Below are 14,003 nucleotides of genomic sequence, written 5' to 3'. Positions count from 1 at the left end.
CCACTTCCGCCGGGCAATCCAACGAGGGCACCGCCTCGATCAGCCTCTTAGGTCGGCCCGGCCAGGTCGGAAACCACCTTCGGCGCCACCCAGGCCTGGCTCAGCATTCGGTCCACCAAAGCAATTTCAAACCAGCGGCACTGCCGACTGATCGACACCTCAAATACCTCCCGCTTCCGCCCTTACCGGAGGGATACAACCCGCTCTCACCCTCGCCCGCCGGGGCGCCCGTTATTTCAGGCGCGCAGCGACAGCACGACCTCGCCATAGGCCTCCTGCACACCCCTCAGCTGGCACTCGTGCTCTTGGCGCGCCACCCCACCAGGCGACCCACACAGCGCGCCCGTCATAACGCACTTCCCGACAGCAACCCGGCTTTCGATCCCCGACGGAGGCTGATCAAACCGGCCAGCCCACCCCGAAACGCCCGCCTTGTCCTGAACAGCCTCCAAAGCCAACGCCAACTTCCGACAGGCCGAACAGCGCCGGCAACCTCTTTCCCGGCGGCCGCACGCCAGGCACCACCTCTACGAAATCAACAGCGGAGCAGAGGTCACGGAGGTCACCACACGACACATCGCACGACAGGCCCTATGACCCATCGACGAGCTCGCCAGCATCACACCGGACTCACCGTCCACAGCCCAATTCCCCGCGGATCAAATCAACGAAAGCAATGCACCAGCACAATCACCAAGACCGCCCCGCCGGCAAATAACGCGGACAATAAAAAAGCCCCTGAGAGGGGCTTTTTTACAACTGGCGGAGTGAGAGGGATTCGAACCCTCGATAGAGCTTTTGACCCTATACTCCCTTAGCAGGGGAGCCCCTTCGGCCTCTCGGGCATCACTCCGTTCTTATTGCCCGGCTACTTATTCAGTAGCGGGGCGCGAAGAATAACGTTTATCGGGGTGAAAGGTAAACCCTTATTCCGAAGTTTCTTCACTTCCGGAAGCAGCGGGCTCGTCACCGCGCTGGATACGCTGGAAAATCTCCTCACGGTGCACCGCCACATCCTTTGGAGCGGTGATACCGATACGTACCTGGTTGCCCTTGACGCCGAGCACGGTCACGCTGACCGAGTCGCCGATCATCAAGGTTTCGCCTACACGGCGAGTCAGGATCAACATTTTTGCGAATCTCCATGGAACCGGATGGATTCCCACCGGCATTGGCGCGCTGCAGCGTGCGCCCCACGACAAAGGGAAAAGACTGCCCAATGTTAACTGCAGGGCGCGCGTACCTTCAAGGCAGAAAGCTTTTCACATTCAGGCCAAATGTGGCTTGGCCCAGGCCAACACACCATCAAGTGCTGCAACAAGCTGAGGACCATCCTCACCCCCGCCTTGAGCCATGTCAGGGCGACCGCCGCCCTTACCTCCGATCTGACCCGCAACGTAGGACACCAGTTCACCGGCCTTGACCCTGCCCATTGCAGATCCGTTCACACCCGCGACCAGAGCGGCCTTCCCATCCTGCACGCCCGCCAGCAAGATCACCGCATCGCCCAGCTGCTGCTTGAGGCGGTCAACGGCTTCACGCAACGCCTTGGCGTCAAACCCCTCCAGCCGCGCCACCAGCACCTTCACACCGCCGACATCGACCGCTGCCGAACCCAGGTCAGCAGTCGCACCGGACGCCACCTTGGCCTTGAGCGATTCCAGCTCACGCTCCAGCTTCTTCTGGCGCTCGCCGAGCTGGCGGATCTTCTCGACAACATCCGCCGCGCTACCGCCGAGCAACTGCGCCGCCTGCTGCAATCGCGACTCTTCCTCGGCCACATAGTCCAGCGCACCCTGCCCGGTAACCGCCTCGATACGACGAACGCCAGAGGAAACACCGCCCTCGGAAGTGATCTTGAACAAGCCGATATCACCGGTGCGTGAAACATGGGTGCCACCGCAGAGCTCGGTGGAGTACTCGCCCATCTTCAGCACCCGCACGTTTTCGCCGTACTTCTCGCCGAACAGCGCCATGGCACCGAAATCCAGCGCCTCCTGCATGCCCATGTGATGTACTTCAGCCGCGTTGTTGGCACGCACCTGCTCGTTGACCTTGCGCTCAATCAGCGCAAGGTCCTCGGCGCTGATCGGCTGGAAGTGCGAGAAGTCGAAACGCAGACGATCCGGCGCCACCAGCGAGCCCTTCTGCTGCACATGGGTGCCCAACACCTCGCGCAGCGCGGCATGCAGCAGATGGGTGGCCGAATGGTTGAGGATCGTGGCACTGCGACGCTGACCATCGACCTGACCCGACAGCACCTGGCCCACGCGCAGCGCACCCTCGCCGATCTTGCCGACATGGCCGTGGAACTGGCCGGCGAACTTCTGAGTATCCGCTACCTCGACACGCACGCCGTCAGCGGACAGCAGACCGGTATCACCGACCTGGCCACCGGATTCGGCGTAGAACGGTGTCTGCGCCGTGAACACGATGACCTCGTCGCCCACCTGCGCGGACTGGACCGGAACGCCGTCCTTGAGGATAGCGACCACGCTCAAGCCATCGGCCTGCAAGCGCTCGTAACCGAGGAAGACCGTCGGCTCAAGGCTGGCCACCAGCTCGGCCGACAGGGTTACGCCACCGCCGAACTTGCCGGCAGCCCGCGCGGTTTCGCGCTGGTGCTCCATCGAGGCTTCGAAGCCCTCCATATCCACCGTCATACCGCGCTCGCGCGCGATGTCGGCGGTCAGGTCGACCGGAAAACCGTAGGTGTCATACAGACGGAAGGCATCCACGCCGGGGATCACGCCGTCGGTCACCTTGGCGGCCACGTCGTCGAAAATCTTCATGCCCGAGTCCAGCGTCTCGGCGAAGCGCTCTTCCTCGGCCTGCAATGCACGCACAACCGTATCGGCCTGCGCCGGCAACTCGGGATAGGCCTCGCCCATCTGCTCGACCAGCGTCGGCACCAGCTTGCTGAAGAACGGCTGGCGCACCCCCAGCATCCAGCCATGGCGCAGCGCACGGCGGATGATCCGGCGCAGGACATAACCACGACCCTCGTTCGACGGCAGTACGCCATCGACGATCAGGAACGAACAGGCACGGATGTGATCGGCGATAACGCGCAGCGACTTGTTCTCCAGATCAGCCATACCGGTAAGCTCACTGGCCTTGCGGATCAGCGCCTGGAACAGGTCGATCTCGTAATTGGTATGCACGTGCTGCAGGATCGCCGCCAGGCGCTCAAGACCCATACCGGTGTCCACGCATGGCGCCGGCAGTGGCACCAGGGTGCCGTCCGGCTGGCGATCGAACTGCATGAAGACGTTGTTCCAGATCTCGATATAGCGGTCACCATCTTCATCTGGCGAGCCTGGCGGGCCACCGGCAATGTGCTCGCCGTGATCGTAGAAGATTTCGGTACAGGGGCCACACGGACCGGTATCGGCCATCTGCCAGAAATTGTCCGACGCGTACGGCGCTCCCTTGTTGTCGCCGATGCGCACGATGCGCTCCGGCGGCAGGCCGATCATCTTGTTCCACAGCTCGTACGACTCGTCGTCGGTGTGGTAGACGGTAACCAGCAGGCGTTCCGGCGCCAGTCCCCATACCTTGGTCAGCAACTCCCACGACCAGGCGATGGCCTCCTTCTTGAAGTAATCGCCGAAGGACCAGTTGCCGAGCATTTCAAAGAACGTGTGGTGGCGGGCGGTATAGCCGACCGAATCAAGATCGTTGTGCTTGCCGCCAGCGCGCAGGCAACGCTGGACGTCGGCTGCACGCACATAGCTGCGCTTTTCAGCCCCCAGGAACACGTCCTTGAACTGCACCATGCCGGAGTTGGTGAACAGCAGGGTCGGGTCGTTGCCCGGCACCAGGGGTGCGGAGGGCACGATCGTGTGCCCCTTGGACTTGAAGAATTCCAGGAAGTCGGCGCGGATCTGGGAAGTGGTGAATTTGGCAGGATTATTCATGGGGGACTGGCAATAAGCGGGCTAGCGGGTCCCGATCGCCCCAAGGGCGCGGGAATTCGGGACAACCGAAACCCTGAAAGGGTATCAGGCCCAGCGCGCTCAGTCCTCAGGGTCGTATCGGGTCGCACTGCGGATGCAGCTGCCGTCAAACCCACGCCGCGCCAGCAAGTCCGCCGCCTTGCGTCGCTGAGCAAGCTCCTGCGGCCCATCCGGCCCGAACCGGCGGCACACCAGCTCACGCGCTCTCTCGGCCCAATCGCCCTCGAATGTTGCCAGCGCAGCCTCGATCGCCTCTGCATCCAAGCCATGCGTTACCAGCTCCGCGCGGATATGCAGCGGTCCATAGCCGCCGTTTGAGCGGTTGCGCACGACCGATTCGGCAAATCGCGCGTCATTCTGCCAACCTTCATCGGCCAGCCGCGACACCGCAACGTCCACAGCCTCGGCATCAAGCCCGCGCGCCTTCAGCTTGCGCGCAAGTTCTTTGCGCGAGTGCTCCCGCCGCACCAGCAAACCCAGTGCCCGCTGCAGCGGGGTCTGCTCCCGCCGCCTGCCCGGCTTGGCCGGGCCGTCATCCCTATCACTCATCTGATCTGCTGCCTTTCAGGGTGGCGCCATCCATGGCATCCCTGCTGGATTCAATACCGCAAGGGCGGGACGACGTCACTGACGATGCGCCGCCCGCCCTGCGGAAAATCAATCCTCGCCGTCGCTGTCACCTTCCTCGCGTGCAGCTTCCGCCGGTTGGAACTTCTCGCGCAGCTCTGCCTCAAGACGAGCCGCCACCTGCGGATTGTCACGCAGATAGCCGCGGGCGTTGTCCTTGCCCTGACCGATGCGCTCGTCGCCATAGCTGTACCAGGCGCCTGCCTTGTCCACCAGCTTAGCCTCCACGCCCATGTCGATCAGCTCGCCTTCACGGCTGATGCCCTCGCCATACAGAATCTCAGTGATGACTTGCTTGAAGGGAGGTGCCAGCTTGTTCTTCACAACCTTGATCTTGGTCTGGTTGCCGATGATCTCATCGCCCTTCTTGATCGCACCGATACGGCGGATATCCAGCCGCACCGAGGCATAGAATTTCAGGGCGTTGCCGCCGGTGGTCACCTCGGGACTCTGGCCCGGCATCATCACACCAATTTTCATGCGCAACTGGTTGATGAAGACCACCAGCGTGTTGGAGCGCTTGATGTTGCCGGTCAGCTTGCGCAGCGCCTGGCTCATCAGGCGGGCCTGCAGACCCGGCAGCTGGTCACCCATCTCGCCTTCGATTTCCGCCTTGGGGGTCAGCGCAGCCACCGAATCGATCACCACGATATCGACCGAACCCGAGCGCACCAGCATGTCGGCGATTTCCAGCGCCTGTTCACCCGTATCCGGCTGCGACAGCAGCAGATCGTCAACATTCACCCCCAGCTTGGCTGCATAGATCGGGTCCAGCGCATGCTCGGCGTCAATGAAGGCGGCCGTGCCGCCCAGCTTCTGGCATTCGGCAATTGCCTGCAGCGTCAGGGTGGTCTTGCCGGAGGATTCCGGACCATAGATCTCGACCACGCGCCCCTTGGGCAAGCCACCGATCCCCAGCGCGATATCCAGCATCAACGAACCGGTCGGGATCGCCTCGACGGGCTCGACCACACGATCCCCCATGCGCATCACCGAGCCCTTGCCGAACTGCTTCTCGATCTGGCTCAGTGCGGCGGAGAGCGCGCGCTTCTTGTTCTCGTCCATCGGGTTCGTCCTCGTCGTTGATTTAGCTGATTTCGTCATGGGTCCACTTTAGCGCTGCCCCATCGCACAGGCTGAGATTGCGTGCGACAGGGCAAATTATCTGGCCGGCCAGCATACCGGCAGCAGCGGATACCGCCTTAGCCCGTAGGAAAAACACACCTTCATGGCGGCGAAAAACATCCGGCTTACCGGTTGGGCCGCAGCAGGCCGCAGTAGAGCCCCTCGATCGCGAAGTCCTGGTCAGGCTGCACCTCGATGGGCGCATAGTCCGGGTTGCGCGGCAGCAGCCGGATCCGGTCCTTGCCGATCTTGAGCAGCTTGACGGTGATCTCGTCATCGATCCGCGCCACCACGATCTGCCCGGTTCGGGCGTCGCGGGTACGGTGTACGCCGATCAGGTCGCCATTGAAGATGCCTTCATCGACCATCGAATCGCCCTGCACTTTCAGCAGGTAATCCGGCGCAGGCGAGAAGAACACCCTGTCCAGCACCACAAAATCGTCCGAGCCGATGTCGGCGCCAATCGGGAGGCCCGCCGCGACCCGGCCAAGCACCGGCAGACGCAGCACCTGTTCTTGGGCCGCGCTCACCAGAGGCAACGCCGGATCTTCTGCAGCCGGGCGCACCAGCCGGATCCCCCGCGCCCGTCCCGGCACACGCTCGATGGCACCGGCAGCTTCCAGCGCCTCCAGGTGGTACTGCGCCGAGCGCACGCCCTTGAAGCCGAACGCCCGGGCGATCTCGGTCTGTGACGGCGGTACGCCCTCCGCCTCGATCCGCTGTGCGATCAAATCGAGGATGGCCTGCTGGGTATCGGTCAGATTCATGGTTAGCAGTATTGCTACTAACAAACACCCCCGTCAATACCCCCGGTCACCAACGGCGACCCCATGAAGCTACAGCGTCTCCAGCCCGATCAGCGCCGCGGCAACGGTCTGCCGGCGCACCGCGTCGCGGTCGCCATCGAAATGGAACAGCTCGGCGCGGGTATAGCCGCCACGGCGCTTCCAGCCGATCCAGACCGTTCCGACCGGTTTGTCCTCGCTGCCGCCGCCGGGCCCGGCAATGCCGGTGACAGCGACCGCAATACTGGCACCGGATCGCACCAGCGCGCCCGAGACCATTTCAATCACCGTTTCGCGACTGACCGCACCATGGACCTCCAATGTCTGCGGACTGACCCCCAGCAACGCCTGCTTGGCCTCGTAGCTGTAAGCCACCATCCCGCTGTCGAACCAGTCCGAGGAGCCGGAGACGCCGGTCATCGCCTTGGCGATCCAGCCTCCGGTACAGCTTTCAGCAGTGACGACGTGATCACGTACAGCACGCAGCCGCTCGCCCAGCCGGGCAGCGAGTTGATCGAGTTCGTGGTCGGTAAGAGCGGCCATGGAAATTCCTGGAGGGAGGCCGCTGCGTTGTAGCGCATTTCCACGCCACATGCATTGCTGATGGGCGGTAACGCCGGATAAGACAAAGGGTCGCTGAGCGACCCTTTGCCATTCATCTATCCCGTGGAAAGCGACTCACCATTCCGGCTCGGCCTCGGGCAACAACGCCCGGATTACCGCACCATCACGGCCACCGGCCAGCTTCTCGGCCTCGGCGATGGGAATATCCACCTCGACCAGCCACCCTTCTTCGTCGGCCTGCTCGCTGCGGACGACTTCCAGCTCATGCAGACGCGAACGCAAGCGGCCGGCACTGGGCGGAATACGCACGGTGCCAGTCACATGCTGCAGCCCCAGGCGCTTGCCGAGCACCGATTGCAGCAGCTCCAGGCCTCGCCCGTCACGCGCGGAAATCCACACCCGCTCGCGCCGCGACTCGTCCGGAACGCCATCCTGTGCGTCATGACGCACCTCGGCCCCTTCGATGCGATCGATCTTGTTGAAGACCAGCAGCTGCGGCAGATCTCCGGCCCCTACCGCCTCAAGCACTTCATCGACCTGCGCGATCCGATCTTCCCGCAGTGGATCAGCCGCATCCACCAGATGCAGCAGGAAGTCGGCCTCACGTGCCTCGGACAACGTGGAGCGGAACGCGGCCACCAGATCATGCGGCAGGTCGCGGACGAAGCCCACGGTGTCGGCCAGCATCGCGCTGCCACCCGGGAGCGCGATGCGCCGCACGGTGGGATCCAGCGTGGCGAACAGCTGATCGGCGGCGTAGGCTTCGGCGCCGGTCAAGGCATTGAACAAGGTCGACTTGCCGGCGTTGGTGTAGCCCACCAGTGCGATGCGTGGCAACTCGCTGCGCACGCGCGCACGACGCATCTGGGTGCGCTGCACTTCGACTTTTTCCAAGCGCTTCTGCAGCTGTTCCACGCGTTTTTGCAGCAGACGGCGGTCGGTTTCCAGCTGGGTTTCGCCCGGGCCGCGCAGGCCGATGGAACCACCACGCTGTCGCTCCAGGTGGGTCCAGCCGCGCACCAGACGCGTGGCCAGATGACGCAACTGGGCCAGCTCGACCTGCAGTTTGCCTTCATGGCTGTGCGCACGCTGGGCGAAGATATCCAGGATCAGGCCGGTACGGTCGATCACCCGGCGCTCCAGGAAGCGCTCCAGGTTGCGCTCCTGCACCGGGCTGAGCTGATGGTTGACCAGCACCAGATCCGCACCGGTGGCATCGGCTGCGGCCTTGACCTCATCCAGCTTGCCGCTGCCGATCAAGGTGGAGGGATTGGGGCGATCCATACGCGCGGTGATGGTCGCGGCGATACTGGCACCCGCCGAACGGGCCAGATCGGTGAATTCTTCCAGCACATCCTCTTCCAGCCGCCCACTGTGCGGTTGGATCAACAGTGCGTGCTCGCCCTTCTTGGAACGGTCAAACACGCGCCACGTCCTTCTTACTCGCTGTCGTTGTCGTCATCGCCTGCCTGACTGCCCTCACCGGATTGCACATAACCGCCGCCCGGCCCCACACGCACGTTGCGCGCGGGAACCACGGTGGAAATGGCGTGCTTGTAGACCATCTGGCTGACGGTATTGCGCAGCAGCACCACGAACTGGTCGAACGATTCGATCGTGCCCTGCAGTTTGATGCCATTGACCAGGTACACCGACACCGGCACGCGCTCGCGGCGCAGTGCATTCAGAAACGGGTCCTGCAAAGACTGTCCTTTGGACATCGTCCACTCCTCGTTATTGTTTTTATGGTCCGGACCGAAAGCGCCCCATGCCTGTCCGGAACGATGATGGTACACCGGCCGGCGCCTTCTCACCTTCCCAGAAACAGTGAGACCGCGTTCCGCAAACCGGGCATATCGCTCGCCGGGTCATACCAGCGCGCATCCAGCTCACCACGCAACCAGGTCAGCTGGCGCTTGGCCAGCTGGCGCGTGGCGAAAATGGCCTTGTCGCGGAATTCCATCGCACTGCCCTGCCCCTCCAGGAACTGCCAGGCCTGCCGGTAACCCACCGCCCGTATTGCAGGAAGATCCAGGGGCGCGGCTACCCGCGCCATCTGCGGCAAGGCCCGCAAGCGCCGCACCTCGTCCAGAAAGCCCTGCTCCAGCATCAGGTCGAAGCGCCTTTCGATGCGCTGGTGCAACACCGCGCGGTCGGCCGGAGCGAGTACCAGCTTGAGCACGCGCGCCGGCAGGCGGGCGATACTTGGCAGCGCCTGCCAATGACTGATCGGCTTGCCGGTTAGGCGGAACACCTCCAGCGCCCGCTGAATGCGCTGCGGGTCGGTCGCATGGATGCGCTTGGCAGCTAGCGGATCGACCTTCGCCAGTTGCGTATGCAGGGCCGGCCAGCCGACCACCGCCGCCTCGGCTGTGATCTGCGCGCGGATCGCCGGATCGGCCTGCGGCATCGGCGACAGGCCCTGCAGCAACGCACGGAAATACAGCCCGGTGCCGCCAGCCAGGATCGGCAAGCGGCCGCGGGCCGCGATATCGCGCACCGCCGCCGCTGCGTCGCTGGCGAACTCCGCCGCCGAATAGGTTTCCCATGGATCGCGCAGATCCAGCAGGTGATGCGCAACGCCCGCGCGCTCCTCCAGGTCCGGCTTGGCCGCACCGATTTCCAGCCCGCGATACACCAGCGCCGAGTCGACGCTGACGATCTCTCCGTCGTAGGCCTTGGCCAGCGCGATCGCCGCAGCGGTCTTGCCCGACGCGGTCGGCCCCATCAGCGCGATCGCCAACGGTCGTTGATCGCTGCCCATCAATCCTCGTCCGGCCAGCGCGGCAGTGACGGCGTGTCGGCGCGCGGCGCCGGTATAGCATCGACCGCCGCCAGCACCTTGAGCGCGTCCACCGTGGCGGCCACGTCGTGCACGCGTACGATCTTCGCACCACGCTGCACGGCCAGAAGATGTGCCGCGACCGAACCGGCGACACGCTCGCACGCCACCGTGCGCCCGGTCACCTCACCGATGCACCGCTTGCGCGAAAACCCGGCCAGCAGTGGCACGCCCAGCGCCAACAGACGCGCCTGCGCGGCCAGCAGAGTGAAATTCTGCGCGGTGTCCTTGTTGAAACCGTAACCGGGATCGATCACCAACCGCTTGCGCGCGATCCCGGCCATCTCCGCGGCGAACACCCGCTCGGCGAGAAACCGCTGCACGTCGCCGGCGATCTCGTCATAGCCGTGCGTCGCGCCCGCATCGTAAGGGCCGCCAACCGCATGCATCAGCACCACGGCCGCACCCGAGTTCGCCAGCACCTCAAGCGCGCCCGGCTGCCGCAGCGCCTGCACGTCATTGACCATGCCGGCACCGGCCGCCAACGCAGCCCGCATCACGTCCGGTTTGAACGTGTCCACGCTGATCGGCACAGCCACGCGTGTCGCCAGTGCTTCGATCACCGGCGCGACGCGGTCGACCTCCTCCTGCACCGACACCTGGGCCGCACCGGGACGCGTGGACTCGCCACCGACGTCGAGCAGGTCCGCCCCCTGCTCCACCAGCGCAAGGCCGTGGGCGATTGCCGCGGCCGCATCAAAATGCTGGCCACCGTCTGAAAACGAGTCCGGCGTGACGTTGACGATGCCCATCACCCGGGGCCGGTCCAGGCGCAACAGACGGCCGTTGCAATCCAGCTGGGGAGCCAGGTCGAACATCAGCGTTTGCTCCGCGCGCGCAGCTTGCTGCCAATAAAGCTCAGTACCACCCCCAGCACAACGCCGACAAAAATACCGGTCAGGTAGTTGCCGGTCTTCACTCCGAACGCGACACCGGCCACGGTGGCGATGATCATTTCCGGAAGATGCGTGGGAGGTGGGGGGGGCGTCGAAGGCGTGTTCATGCGGAAGTACCGGAAGACTGGATGGCGCCTATTCTCGCCCAGCGCCGCGATCGCCGCATACGGAAACGGGCCGGAAAACCGGCCCGTTTCGTTGCAGATCGCACTATCGATCAGTGCTGGCTGGCGGGATCGCTGGTGATCGGCGCAACCGGGCTCTGCGCGTCGCCGCCCTTGTCATCACCGGTCGGTCCGTTGCCGCCGCCCTTTTCCACCCATCCAGCGGGCGGCGAAGGCTTGCGGCCCTCCATGATCGCCTTGACCTGCTCGGCATCGATGGTTTCCCAGTCCAGCAGCGCGACGGTCATCGCCTCGACGATGTCGCGCTTTTCCTCCAGGATGCTGCGCGCTACGGCGTACTGCTGGTCCAGGATGCGACGGATCTCCGCGTCCACCTTCTGCTGGGTGGCCTCGGAAATGGTCTTGCTGTGCATGCCGTAGCCAGCCTCCTCGTCGGCGTAGACCATGGTGCCCATCACATCGGACATGCCGTACTTGGTGACCATGCCGCGCGCCAGTTTGGTGGCACGTTCGAAGTCATTGGACGCGCCGGTGGACATCTCGCCCACAAACAACTCCTCGGCGATACGGCCACCAAACAGGATCGCCAGCTCTTCGAGCATGCGGTCCTTGTACTTGCTGATGTGGTCGTGCTCGGGCAACTGCCAGGTCACGCCCAGTGCCCAGCCGCGCGGCATGATGGTGACCTTGTGCACCGGGTCGGCCTTGGGCAGCGACATGGCAACCACGGCGTGGCCGGACTCGTGATAGGCGGTGTTGCGACGCTCATCCTCGCGCATGACCATGCTGCGCCGCTCAGGACCCATGTAGATCTTGTCCTTGGCGTCCTCGAAGTCCTTCATGTCGACTTCCTGCTTGTTGCGACGAGCCGCAAACAGGGCGCCTTCATTGATCAGATTGGCCAGATCGGCACCGGAGAACCCCGGGGTACCGCGCGCCAGCACTTCCGGACGCACGTCATCGGCGGCCGGCACCTTGCGCAGGTGCACGCGCAGGATCTGCTCGCGGCCCTTGATGTCCGGCAGGCCGACCATGACCTGGCGGTCGAAACGGCCCGGACGCAGCAGCGCCTTGTCCAGCACGTCCGGACGGTTGGTCGCGGCGATCACGATCACGCCTTCACCGCCCTCGAAGCCGTCCATTTCGACCAGCATCTGGTTCAGGGTCTGCTCGCGCTCGTCGTGGCCACCACCCATACCCGAACCGCGGTGACGGCCCACGGCATCGATTTCGTCGATGAAGATGATGCACGGCGCGTGCTTCTTGGCCTGCTCGAACATGTCGCGCACGCGGCTGGCGCCGACGCCGACGAACATCTCGACAAAGTCGGAACCGGAGATGGCGAAAAACGGCACCTTGGCCTCGCCGGCGATCGCACGGGCCAGCAGCGTCTTGCCGGTACCCGGCGGGCCGACCATCAGCACACCGCGCGGAATCTTGCCGCCGAGCTTGGTGAAACGGGACGGATCGCGCAGGAACTCGACCAGTTCACCGACTTCCTCCTTGGCTTCGTCACAACCGGCGACATCGGCGAAGGTGACCTTGATCTGGTCCTCGCCCTGCAGCTTGGCGCGCGACTTGCCGAAGGACATCGCACCCTTGGCACCGCCACCACCGCCCTGCATCTGGCGCATCATGAAAATCCAGAAGCCTATCAGCAGCAGCACCGGCAGGAACTGCAGCACCAGCCCCCAGAAACCCGGACCGGTGGCCGGCTCCTGGCGCACCACTTCGACATTCTTGGAATACAGCTGATCCAGCAGCTTGGGATCGGCCGGGGCGAACAGCTGGCCTTCCGAGCCATCGGCACGCTTGAAGCGCAGATGGTTGGTGGTCAGCGTCGTCTTGTCGGTGTACTCGACCGCCTTGATGCGGCCCGAGTCCACTTCCTGCAGGAACTGGGTGTAGTTGCGCGCGTCACCGGCGGTCACTGCACCACCGCGTGGCGCAAAGCTCTGGAACACCACCATCAGCACGACGGCGACAACCACCCATAGCAGGAGGTTCTTGGTCAGGTCGTTCATCCTCATCGGCTCCGGTGTCCCTCTAATTTCTGACGCAATGCGTATGGTTGAGCTTACTTGATCTGCGCCCGCTTGCCCTGCCCGAGGGCATAGACTTCCGGCGAACGCGCGCGGGAGGCCTCGGGCTTGCGGATCACGACCTTGTCGAAACGACGGCGCATTTCACGCACGTAGTCATCAAAGCCGACGCCCTGGAACAACTTGATCAGGAACGCCCCACCGGGCTTGAGGTGGTTGTCGGAAAAATCCAACGCCAACTCCGCCAGATACATCATCCGCGGCTGGTCGACCGCATCCATGCCACTCTTATTGGGGGCCATATCCGACAGCACAAGGTCTACCGGCTGATTCCCGAGCATGGCTTCAAACTGCGATAGGACGGCCTGCTCCCTGAAGTCACCGTGAAGGAACTCCACTCCCGCCAGCGGCGGCATCTCCAGGATATCCAGTGCCAGCACCCGGCCGCTGTCACCCATCTGCTTGCGTACCTGCTGCGACCAGCCGCCGGGCGCGGCGCCCAGATCGACCACGACCATGTTCGGTTTCAGCAGCCGGTCGCGCTTGAGCAGCTCCTCCAGCTTGTAGGCGGCGCGCGACCGCATGCCCTCCGCCTGCGCCTTCTTAACGAAAGGATCGGAAAAGTGTTCTTTCAACCAGCGTTGACTGCTTTTGCTGCGGGAAGCCATTGGAAATGGGGCCAGATGGGGTGGTCATGATACCCTGAACCCCCTTGATTACCTGTATTCCTGCATGTCTATCGTCCTGACCCCGGCCCAGACCCGATTTTTGCGCGGTGCCGCGCACGATCTGAAAGCACTGCTGCAGATCGGTGGAAAGGGGGTCACGCCAGCCTTCCTGGCAGAACTGGACGAAGTACTTGAGCGTCATGAACTGATCAAAGTGAAGGTCGGCGCGGAAGACCGCGAGGCCCGTGATGCGATGATTTCCGAGCTGGTCCAGGCCAGCGGCAGCGCGCTGGTGCAGCGCATCGGACATGTCGCCGTGCTGTACCGTCCAAGCAAGGAACAGCGCCAGATCGTGCTGCCCCGCGGCTGA

14 protein-coding genes and 1 tRNA gene are annotated in these 14,003 nt (G+C 63.9%); 1 reads left to right on the top strand and 14 read right to left on the bottom strand.

The window, feature by feature from the left end; translation table 11 throughout:
- Positions 1 to 760 precede the first annotated feature (760 nt).
- The 14 genes from ACVOMC_RS07685 to rlmE all read right to left on the bottom strand — a co-directional run bounded on the left by ACVOMC_RS07685 (position 761) and on the right by rlmE (position 13,633).
- A tRNA-Ser gene (locus tag ACVOMC_RS07685) sits at positions 761 to 853 on the bottom strand.
- Positions 854 to 926: 73 nt separating this feature from the next.
- The gene (csrA, locus tag ACVOMC_RS07680) at positions 927 to 1,130 is read right to left on the bottom strand and encodes a carbon storage regulator CsrA (protein ID WP_054656818.1); all 204 of its coding nucleotides are present in this window, start codon (positions 1,128 to 1,130) and stop codon (positions 927 to 929) included.
- 138 nt (positions 1,131 to 1,268) lie between these two features.
- Positions 1,269 to 3,920 carry an alanine--tRNA ligase gene (gene alaS / locus ACVOMC_RS07675; RefSeq protein WP_481523473.1) on the bottom strand — a complete coding sequence of 884 codons (2,652 nt, stop codon included), beginning with the start codon at positions 3,918 to 3,920 and terminating at the stop codon, positions 1,269 to 1,271.
- A gap of 99 nt (positions 3,921 to 4,019) precedes the next feature.
- Positions 4,020 to 4,508, bottom strand: coding sequence for a recombination regulator RecX (recX, locus tag ACVOMC_RS07670; RefSeq protein WP_481523472.1), 489 nt, complete (start codon positions 4,506 to 4,508; stop codon positions 4,020 to 4,022).
- 108 nt (positions 4,509 to 4,616) lie between these two features.
- On the bottom strand, positions 4,617 to 5,651 hold the full coding sequence (recA, locus tag ACVOMC_RS07665) for a recombinase RecA (RefSeq protein ID WP_054656816.1): 1,035 nt from the start codon (positions 5,649 to 5,651) through the stop codon (positions 4,617 to 4,619).
- 185 nt (positions 5,652 to 5,836) lie between these two features.
- Positions 5,837 to 6,478 (bottom strand): transcriptional repressor LexA, encoded by a 642-nt coding sequence (gene lexA / locus ACVOMC_RS07660; protein ID WP_054656815.1) that lies wholly within the window; start codon positions 6,476 to 6,478, stop codon positions 5,837 to 5,839.
- A gap of 69 nt (positions 6,479 to 6,547) precedes the next feature.
- A complete protein-coding gene (locus tag ACVOMC_RS07655) occupies positions 6,548 to 7,039 on the bottom strand; it encodes a CinA family protein (protein ID WP_057506553.1) in 492 nt (163 codons plus the stop codon).
- A gap of 135 nt (positions 7,040 to 7,174) precedes the next feature.
- Positions 7,175 to 8,485, bottom strand: coding sequence for a ribosome rescue GTPase HflX (gene hflX, locus ACVOMC_RS07650; protein ID WP_054656814.1), 1,311 nt, complete (start codon positions 8,483 to 8,485; stop codon positions 7,175 to 7,177).
- A 14-nt stretch (positions 8,486 to 8,499) separates the two neighbouring features.
- Positions 8,500 to 8,781: an RNA chaperone Hfq gene (hfq, locus tag ACVOMC_RS07645; RefSeq protein ID WP_054656813.1), complete on the bottom strand. Its 282-nt coding sequence runs from the start codon at positions 8,779 to 8,781 to the stop codon at positions 8,500 to 8,502.
- A gap of 89 nt (positions 8,782 to 8,870) precedes the next feature.
- Positions 8,871 to 9,824, bottom strand: a complete 954-nt coding sequence (miaA, locus tag ACVOMC_RS07640; protein WP_481523471.1) for a tRNA (adenosine(37)-N6)-dimethylallyltransferase MiaA — start codon at positions 9,822 to 9,824, stop codon at positions 8,871 to 8,873.
- Positions 9,824 to 10,720, bottom strand: coding sequence for a dihydropteroate synthase (gene folP / locus ACVOMC_RS07635; protein ID WP_481523470.1), 897 nt, complete (start codon positions 10,718 to 10,720; stop codon positions 9,824 to 9,826). The genes miaA and folP overlap by 1 nt, the downstream gene beginning before the upstream one ends.
- Positions 10,720 to 10,905, bottom strand: a complete 186-nt coding sequence (locus ACVOMC_RS07630; protein WP_145974365.1) for a hypothetical protein — start codon at positions 10,903 to 10,905, stop codon at positions 10,720 to 10,722. Before ACVOMC_RS07630 ends, folP begins: the two co-directional genes overlap by 1 nt.
- Before the next feature lie 110 nt (positions 10,906 to 11,015).
- Positions 11,016 to 12,947 (bottom strand): ATP-dependent zinc metalloprotease FtsH, encoded by a 1,932-nt coding sequence (ftsH, locus tag ACVOMC_RS07625; protein WP_481523469.1) that lies wholly within the window; start codon positions 12,945 to 12,947, stop codon positions 11,016 to 11,018.
- A 53-nt stretch (positions 12,948 to 13,000) separates the two neighbouring features.
- Positions 13,001 to 13,633 (bottom strand): 23S rRNA (uridine(2552)-2'-O)-methyltransferase RlmE, encoded by a 633-nt coding sequence (gene rlmE / locus ACVOMC_RS07620; protein ID WP_054656809.1) that lies wholly within the window; start codon positions 13,631 to 13,633, stop codon positions 13,001 to 13,003.
- 64 nt (positions 13,634 to 13,697) lie between these two features.
- Between rlmE and yhbY the strand changes: the two genes are divergently transcribed.
- Positions 13,698 to 14,003, top strand: a complete 306-nt coding sequence (yhbY, locus tag ACVOMC_RS07615; RefSeq protein ID WP_054656808.1) for a ribosome assembly RNA-binding protein YhbY — start codon at positions 13,698 to 13,700, stop codon at positions 14,001 to 14,003.

The sequence above is a fragment of the Stenotrophomonas sp. STEN014 genome (genome assembly GCF_056760315.1).
The sequence above is the reverse complement of the archived record's forward strand: the minus strand, read 5'-3'. Positions and strand labels throughout refer to the sequence as shown.

Excerpts from the sequence above, each read along its gene's own strand:
- csrA (WP_054656818.1), bottom strand. The coding sequence starts at position 1,130 with ATGTTGATCCTGACTCGCCGTGTAGGCGAAACCTTGATGATCGGCGAC.
- alaS (WP_481523473.1), bottom strand. The coding sequence starts at position 3,920 with ATGAATAATCCTGCCAAATTCACCACTTCCCAGATCCGCGCCGACTTC.
- recX (WP_481523472.1), bottom strand. The coding sequence starts at position 4,508 with ATGAGTGATAGGGATGACGGCCCGGCCAAGCCGGGCAGGCGGCGGGAG.
- recA (WP_054656816.1), bottom strand. The coding sequence starts at position 5,651 with ATGGACGAGAACAAGAAGCGCGCGCTCTCCGCCGCACTGAGCCAGATC.
- lexA (WP_054656815.1), bottom strand. The coding sequence starts at position 6,478 with ATGAATCTGACCGATACCCAGCAGGCCATCCTCGATTTGATCGCACAG.
- ACVOMC_RS07655 (WP_057506553.1), bottom strand. The coding sequence starts at position 7,039 with ATGGCCGCTCTTACCGACCACGAACTCGATCAACTCGCTGCCCGGCTG.
- hfq (WP_054656813.1), bottom strand. The coding sequence starts at position 8,781 with ATGTCCAAAGGACAGTCTTTGCAGGACCCGTTTCTGAATGCACTGCGC.
- miaA (WP_481523471.1), bottom strand. The coding sequence starts at position 9,824 with ATGGGCAGCGATCAACGACCGTTGGCGATCGCGCTGATGGGGCCGACC.
- folP (WP_481523470.1), bottom strand. The coding sequence starts at position 10,720 with ATGTTCGACCTGGCTCCCCAGCTGGATTGCAACGGCCGTCTGTTGCGC.
- ACVOMC_RS07630 (WP_145974365.1), bottom strand. The coding sequence starts at position 10,905 with ATGAACACGCCTTCGACGCCCCCCCCACCTCCCACGCATCTTCCGGAA.
- ftsH (WP_481523469.1), bottom strand. The coding sequence starts at position 12,947 with ATGAACGACCTGACCAAGAACCTCCTGCTATGGGTGGTTGTCGCCGTC.
- rlmE (WP_054656809.1), bottom strand. The coding sequence starts at position 13,633 with ATGGCTTCCCGCAGCAAAAGCAGTCAACGCTGGTTGAAAGAACACTTT.
- yhbY (WP_054656808.1), top strand. The coding sequence starts at position 13,698 with ATGTCTATCGTCCTGACCCCGGCCCAGACCCGATTTTTGCGCGGTGCC.